Source organism: uncultured Streptococcus sp., assembly GCF_963521865.1.
Classification (GTDB): Bacteria; Bacillota; Bacilli; order Lactobacillales; family Streptococcaceae; genus Streptococcus.
In genome coordinates, this window is record NZ_CAUQWY010000055.1 from 1 (window position 1) to 7,092 (window position 7,092).

Annotated in this window: 11 protein-coding genes and 1 pseudogene; all 12 read right to left on the reverse strand. The window is 33.2% G+C overall.

Annotated features, from left to right (window positions below; all coding sequences use genetic code 11):
* Window positions 1-224: 224 nt before the first annotated feature.
* The 12 genes and pseudogenes from RWO85_RS09285 to RWO85_RS09345 all read right to left on the reverse strand — a co-directional run bounded on the left by RWO85_RS09285 (window position 225) and on the right by RWO85_RS09345 (window position 6,990).
* Window positions 225-914, reverse strand: a complete 690-nt coding sequence (locus RWO85_RS09285; RefSeq protein WP_314415498.1) for a CPBP family intramembrane glutamic endopeptidase — start codon at window positions 912-914, stop codon at window positions 225-227.
* Window positions 915-945: 31 nt separating this feature from the next.
* Window positions 946-1,179 (reverse strand): ComC/BlpC family peptide pheromone/bacteriocin, encoded by a 234-nt coding sequence (locus tag RWO85_RS09290; RefSeq protein ID WP_314415500.1) that lies wholly within the window; start codon window positions 1,177-1,179, stop codon window positions 946-948.
* Window positions 1,180-1,958: 779 nt separating this feature from the next.
* Entirely contained in the window at window positions 1,959-2,090 is a 132-nt protein-coding gene (locus tag RWO85_RS09300; RefSeq protein WP_314415503.1) for a hypothetical protein, read from the reverse strand.
* Window positions 2,091-2,502: 412 nt separating this feature from the next.
* Window positions 2,503-3,540: a thioredoxin domain-containing protein gene (locus tag RWO85_RS09305; protein WP_314415505.1), complete on the reverse strand. Its 1,038-nt coding sequence runs from the start codon at window positions 3,538-3,540 to the stop codon at window positions 2,503-2,505.
* A 161-nt stretch (window positions 3,541-3,701) separates the two neighbouring features.
* Complete coding sequence (locus RWO85_RS10405; RefSeq protein WP_399553593.1) at window positions 3,702-3,836, reverse strand: hypothetical protein; 135 nt, start codon at window positions 3,834-3,836, stop codon at window positions 3,702-3,704.
* Between the two features lie 286 nt (window positions 3,837-4,122).
* Window positions 4,123-4,353 (reverse strand): Blp family class II bacteriocin, encoded by a 231-nt coding sequence (locus tag RWO85_RS09315; RefSeq protein WP_050390363.1) that lies wholly within the window; start codon window positions 4,351-4,353, stop codon window positions 4,123-4,125.
* A gap of 189 nt (window positions 4,354-4,542) precedes the next feature.
* Window positions 4,543-4,974, reverse strand: coding sequence for an immunity protein (locus tag RWO85_RS09320; protein WP_313970355.1), 432 nt, complete (start codon window positions 4,972-4,974; stop codon window positions 4,543-4,545).
* Between the two features lie 16 nt (window positions 4,975-4,990).
* A pseudogene (locus tag RWO85_RS09325) lies at window positions 4,991-5,305 on the reverse strand (role in replication).
* 96 nt (window positions 5,306-5,401) lie between these two features.
* A complete protein-coding gene (locus tag RWO85_RS09330; protein ID WP_000151808.1) occupies window positions 5,402-6,004 on the reverse strand; it encodes a CPBP family intramembrane glutamic endopeptidase in 603 nt (200 codons plus the stop codon).
* A gap of 382 nt (window positions 6,005-6,386) precedes the next feature.
* Window positions 6,387-6,584, reverse strand: a complete 198-nt coding sequence (locus RWO85_RS09335; protein WP_000521218.1) for a hypothetical protein — start codon at window positions 6,582-6,584, stop codon at window positions 6,387-6,389.
* Between the two features lie 9 nt (window positions 6,585-6,593).
* Entirely contained in the window at window positions 6,594-6,788 is a 195-nt protein-coding gene (locus RWO85_RS09340; protein WP_313970340.1) for a hypothetical protein, read from the reverse strand.
* A gap of 16 nt (window positions 6,789-6,804) precedes the next feature.
* Complete coding sequence (locus tag RWO85_RS09345) at window positions 6,805-6,990, reverse strand: hypothetical protein (RefSeq protein ID WP_000603122.1); 186 nt, start codon at window positions 6,988-6,990, stop codon at window positions 6,805-6,807.
* Window positions 6,991-7,092 lie beyond the last annotated feature (102 nt).

Consider the following 7,092-nt stretch of genomic DNA (forward strand, 5'->3'; position numbering starts at 1 on the left):
TTGCATTCACGAGGAATACTCTTTTTATTTTCGTCCTATTACAACCTTAATAAGGTTAGTATACTACTATTTTTTAAAATTTTCCATCCAAATCATAAATGGTCATCAAAACATCTTAAATTACTCAAAGAGTACAATCTTCCCAATCAACTAATAAGAAGTGAATAATATTAAATTCCATTATTCACTTCTTAAAATCGATAATTATTTTTACTCTACTATTTTTAGCTAAATATCCTGTGTAAAAAAGTCAGAAAAAATGGTAATGTCGCGAAAATATTATTAATCACATGCACTGCATAGGAAGGATAAATGCTCTTGGTATAGCGGGTCAAACTAGCAAAGATGATGCCAGATGTTGCAAAGACGAAGATATCTAACAAACTAGGCAGGCTTGAAAAATGAGGAAGAGCAAATAAAATTGACGGAAGAAGCAAATCAAGGCCAAATCTCGAATGCTTAAAAAAGGCGTGTTGCAGTAATCCTCTATAGATTAGCTCTTCCATAAGTGGAGTCAGAAAGAACAAAGTTATATAGATACCTAGCTCAGCAAAGTTGGTCCCACTATAACCTATCAATACAGCCCAACCTTCAGCAGTTGACTGAACATGTTTAGCTGTCTGAACGTTAAAAGAGATATGGAGCACTATCACTAATACTGTCAAAATCGAATACCAAAGCCATTTTTTTCTTGGAATGCGAAAGAGATCACCATATCCTGTCTTAACCAGAATCCAAATCATGACTCCGCTAAATAGCAAACTCAAGATATTTCGAATCCAGAAAAAATTTCCTACTTGAGAAGAAAATTGCCAATAATTTTGGACAATAAGCGTCAGCTGAGAAAGACCAAATACGAAAAATAAGTAAGAGAAGACTGCACTTATTTTGAATAGAATCTGATACTTTTTCATAGAAACTCTTCCTCATTTCTTATATTTCAGCCTATATTCCACATAAATGGAAACCTGCTCCTATATAACCAAGGTCACGATAACCACGCGGGCAGTACCCACTTACTGGAAAAGGACCTGAATTCTTTAATACAGAAGGATAAGAGCCTAATGGACTTACCTGATTAGCGTATCCTTTATAAATATCAGATACATCCCCACCCTCTATATGATCAAGCATTTCAGTATCCATAATTTCAAATTGAAACATTGTTTTTGTATCCATGACAAATACTCCTTTTTATTTTTAATTTTTGTCCTGTTGCAACTTTGACAAGTTTAGTATATCACTGTTTATTAATTTTTTTCACTCAAATCATAAATGGTCATCAAAACATCTTGAATTGTAAAAAATTTAAAAAGCAAGCATGAAAAACATACTTGCCCTGGGGGAACTTGACAAAGTGAAAATACAAAATAGAGAACTACTCACCCTTACTTCCGTCTGTTCTCATATATTCTCATGATTGCAACAAGGATAGCAGCTGTCCCACTTGCCAAAGCTAGAAGGTAATGATAATGTTTAGGATTTCAGGCGTACTCCCTATTCTGTTGACAAGACGGACTAAGGACAATACTGTCAATAAGAGTAGAGCTACTGACCCTGTCCTAATTAAAGAAGTCATTCGGTTCTCAACCGCATATAAAAATGATGGTAACATAACACAGGCTATAGCAATCACAAACAGGTTGCTCCCTGTTTCTTCTCCCTTGTTCACCACGGAAATCATGAGAAGATTCGATGCCATAATCAACGTAGAACAGATGATAAAAAAGGATTTCTTATTCATTTAATATACCTCACATACTATGGTAAAAGTCAAACTGGACAAAGACAAACTTTAACTGTTAGCTTCTGAAAATTGAAACATTGTTTTTTTCTTCCTCTTCGTCTTCTTTTCTTTTATTTTCTTTATATTCGTTCAGCATTTCAAAACCTTTATCAAAAGCAAAAAAACCTAAACCTAAAGAAAACGGCGCTCCGACTATTTCTATAACTTTTGCTCACCTTGGCCCAAAATCTTCTGAAAAATAAGCAAGCGCCCCGACGGCTACAACTGCTAAAATTAAAAAATATGCTCCAAAATCTGCACTTTCTATTACTCTAGCTTTTTCTGTTCTACTATTCTTACTCATGATAATTTTCCCTTCATTTTCGATTTTCTACTTCAGCTAATACTAACTATTTCCCATGCTTTTTTACCTATGCATTAACTACTATTTAATCCTCCAAAAGTGGTTAGTTTTCTCCCCTATAAGAGTTGGTATTCCACTTTCGGCTACAACCTTAACAAGGTTAGTATACTACTATTCTTTGAAATTTTCCATCCAAATCATAAATAGTCATCAAAACATCTTGAGGCGTTAAAATAATCGAAAAAGAAAGCATTTCGTAAATACTTACCCTTTTATCATTCAGTTCATATACAGTTATAATCTTTTATATATAAAATAAATACACCTATCTTCTCACTCTTGTCTATAGGCAAATGTTAGCTATATGTTATTACAAACAAATAATATCATTGCACCTGTTTACCATCTATTTTTATTTATGAATTTTTTGTTTCACTTTAATCATTATAGAAGCCATAAAAAACGCGACAGCTAGCCGAATCAGTTGGTAACTTTCTTCCTCTCCTGTTTTCGGTAATAATTTTTCATTCGAAGTAATAGATTCGCTTACATAATCAGTCCCCTTAACATCAGTTAAAGAAGTTTTATTTTCTTGAGCATCATCAAAAATAGGTTTGGGAGTTTCCAATTGATTCTTATTGTCTAACATTGCTAAATTGTCAGATTGAGTAGTTTTAGCTTTAGAAGTTGAGTTTGTACTCTCCACTTTCCCACTATTTTCGCTATTAGAATTGGGAGTAGCATTGGGTATTTTCATTTCGGTTCTTTTTTCATCACTCATACCTTTGCTGTCACTTACAACTTTATTACTAATACTCATGCTGTCACTTCTTGTATTCTCATCACGGACACTTTCAGTTACTGTTTCCTCAGAAGGTTTCACTGTCTCCGTTTGCTTAGGTGAGTTTCTCGAGTACATATAATCATACACCTGTTGTGCAGTTGCTCCGCCACCAACCCATCCAGATATCGGATGTCCATTTTTTAAATATAAAATTGTTGGTGTTCCTGGAATACCGACTTTTTTAAATAGAAACTCTCTCGCTTCCCCATCAAAATCCTTACCATCCAAATCATAATACTCTAACTTCTTTTCAATCAAGTTATTAAATTCTTTCAATTCAGGAGAAAATTGACGACAATGAGAGCAAGTTTTTCTACCAAAATAAATAGTATGTTCCAATTGATCCTCTGTAAAAGATTGACGAACGGCTTCAATATCTATCTTTTTAAAGTCCGTAACATTCTTCTCATACTCTTCTGGGGTTACAACAGAAGGCTTATGCTCCACCTTTTCCTTAGCCGATGGCAAATCTGGTGCCACAAGAGAACTGTCATTCGCCTGGATAGATGAAGTAGTAGGATGTTCTTCTGCATATACAACACCCGTAGTAATAGATGCAAATACAAGTGATACAAGTAATAGCGATTTTATCTTTTGATTCTTCATAAGAATACTCCTTTACATTTGTTATCTTTATCTTACCTTATTTAAGATTACAAATTCATCTAAATCTTAAATGGTCATCGAAACATCTTGAATTGCAAAAATTTCATTATAAAAGGGGTAAGTATTTCGAAAACACTTACCCCTTTATACTTCATTAAGCTCTACTTTTTATAATACTTCAAGCCCCACATAAGCAGAAGCATGATAAGCAAGCAGAGAATAGCACCAATATAAGCGATTAATTGTTGGTAGAATTCTCCTGCTGTGATACTTCTATACAAATAAATAATAGACATAAAACCTGTCAAGCCGATATACATAAGTTGATTGGTTCTAGGACTAACCAAATCATCATTTACTTCTATTTAAGATCATATCTTTTATGCTAATGTATGTTAACACTAAAAAACAAGTTAGGCCAATAATATTCAAAATGAATAGCAATGGGGTTAAGTCTCTAAAAAAATTAGCCACTGACATTATAATAAATACTAAAAATACTATAGTTGAAACTATCTTTTTCTTGTTCATAATTATTTACTCCATTCCAACTAAATTCAGCTTAGTAATGAAGAGCGATTTTTAACAGAATGTAGCAGCACCCGTTGCCGCTCCGCCCCAAAAACCAGCAGCAGCTCCAGATACAGTACCAATGATAGGTAGCGTTACAGTGCCCACAGCACCACCAGCAACTCCTCCAGTCAATGCACCTCCAACTACACCGAGTCCACATTTTATCCAACCGCCACCTTCAATACAAGCAAGCACATCAGTATCCATAATCTCAAATTGTTCCATCATTTTTGTATTCATGACAAATACTCCTTTTTTATTTTTAATTTTTGTCCTGTTGCAACTTTGACAATTTCAGTATAGCACTATTTGTTAAAGTTTTTCATCCAAATCTTGAATTGTCATCGAAACATCTTGAATTGCAAAAAAAATTCATTATAAAAAGGTAAGTATTTCGAAAACACTTACCCCTTTATACTTCATTAAGCTCTACTTTTTATAATACTTCAAGCCCCACATAAGCAGAAGCATGATAATTAAGCAGAGAACAGCGCCAATATAGGCGATTATTTGTTGGTAGGTTTCTGTTGCTATGATACCTCTATACAAACAAATAATAGACATAAAGCCTGTCAAGCCGATGAACATAAGTTGATTGGTTCTAGGACTAACCAAATCATCATCTTCAAATTCTCTTATCCTCATTTCCCTAGTGAGGTAAACAGTAACCAAAATAGAAGCCAAGTTGATAACCACTAAGAGAAATTGGAAAACCAAGGAAAAATTTAAAAACTGACGAGATAGAAACAGATAAGTAGAGACAAGCACGGGAAACTGACCTAGGAACAATCTCGCTAAGAATACATTGCGTTTTGTTACAAATATTTTTTCTTTCCCAATCAGCAGAAACAATTTCTCCATTACAATTAAATGATATCTAATCATTTTCTAAAATGTTATAACTTTTGTGAAATGTTTTGGAAGAAACAACTCTATGATTTGTAAGGTCAAGATAATCTCCTAGATAGCCAAGAACATACATACTATAACCAGCGAATCCTCCTACAACTGTTCCAATCAGACTAAACTTGATATTAGTTACGAGAAAAGTATTAAGAACCACCATTAGAATGCGCAGATGATTATCCAATCAAACCATATAATTTTTTTGAAAAGCTTCCTCTTCCCAACCTCCGAAACCTTCTTCAACTTTCGCAAAATTCTCAGTATCCACAATCTCAAATTGTGACATCATTTAATATTATTAATCTAAACAGTAATAGTATCCATTTCCCTATTTTTTAAGATTTTTTATCCAATATTATATCATATTGGTTACTTACATATACTACAAGAATGATAAACAATTGTAACAGATATGAACTAAAATAGGCACCGATAGATTTTGACTCTTTTTATAAGCAAAGCCCAGCATGAAACCTCCAAATAGATAATAGATAAACGAAGGAACATCATAAGGAGCATGCAGGAAAGAGAAGAGAGAGGCAGTCAGTATAAGCCCCAACCAAGAATTTTCAAAAACCGCACCTTGAAGGATACCTCTGAAAACAAATTCCTCCAGAATAGGCCCAAAAACTGTCACGCTTGCAATAAAGGATAAGGAAATTCCTGTACTAGTAGCCTCAAGGTGTTGATATCTAGCACCAGAAGAGACTGTAAAAAAACTATAATAACCTATATTTACCAGCACACAAATAAGAAAGCTTCCAATAAAAAGTAGAATTTCTTTCTTCGTTAACCTTCTTAGCGAAACCATATCAAACCATTTCGCATAGGCAACACTCAGTGAAATCCAGAAAGTCTTTGTGATAATAAATAGGTACTCGTTTTGAAAAAAATCTCCTTGATTGATGGTATAACCTACTGTAGTAACTGTTATAAAGGCTAAAAATCCAACAAACACAGCATGACATTTGTTAAAAATAGTCATAAATACAACCTCTCTCTAATTGAAGTAACTAAAAACTTAAACTTCAAAAATTTTTTTCTCTATAAATACATTTTACTGATATTCCAAACATAGACAATCTAAATTTTTGTGAATTTCTACAAGAAAATTGGAATTTTTCAAATCATTACGAGCAAAGTTTGAAACTAACAAACTCCTCTACCTTACTATAAAGCACCAGAAAACGGCTAATTTCAATACTTAGGATATTTGAGACTATATAATCGAATCTAAGTTTAGAATTTCCTTTTTTTCTAGAGTAGTTCCTCAGATAACTTTACCTATCATTCGAATTTACCTAAACACAGTATAATAAAACTTTGTCTTTAACCTGAGGTGTTTTCAACTATAGTTTTATAAAAATTTAACATTGTGGTAAAATTTTTCCTGGATACGCAGGTGTATAGTTTTCACATAAAGGGAGATTCCCTCCTTTTCCCGGGTGAGTTAAAGCATATTCAAAATATCTCACCCAAGTGTCAGGATGAAATATTGAACCATGACTGTCACCACCATAAATCAATTCTAGTTCCGATAATTCTATAATAGTAACTTTTCCCATTCTATTTCCCTACTTTCTACATGGTAAAACAGGCGCCGGATAAGCTGGACCATATTCGTAACACATTGGAAGAGTAACCGAATTTGGATGACGGTGTGCTAAATATCTTCCTATTTTTTCTCCCAATTCATAAAAATTTATCAAATCGTCTCCTCCTTGTATTCTTTCTAAATTTGAATCTGTTAATACCTTTATATATTTCATTGTTTTACTCCTTCTTCTATGGTAGCTTAACACAATACCAGTGATTTCCATTATCAATCATACATTTCTCGTCAGTATAACCAGCTAATATCCCATAAGCAAAAAATCCTGCTGGACCAACCCACCAAGCAATTCCGCCTTCTATATCAGAAAGTGTATCCTCATCAAGAATTTTTAAGGATACAGAAGATTGTAAAATCATGATGAATACCTCCATTTTATTTTTATTTTTATTTTTATTTTTATTTTTATTTTAATTTTTATTTTTTGTCTTTTTGCAACTTTGACAAGTTGAGTATATCAT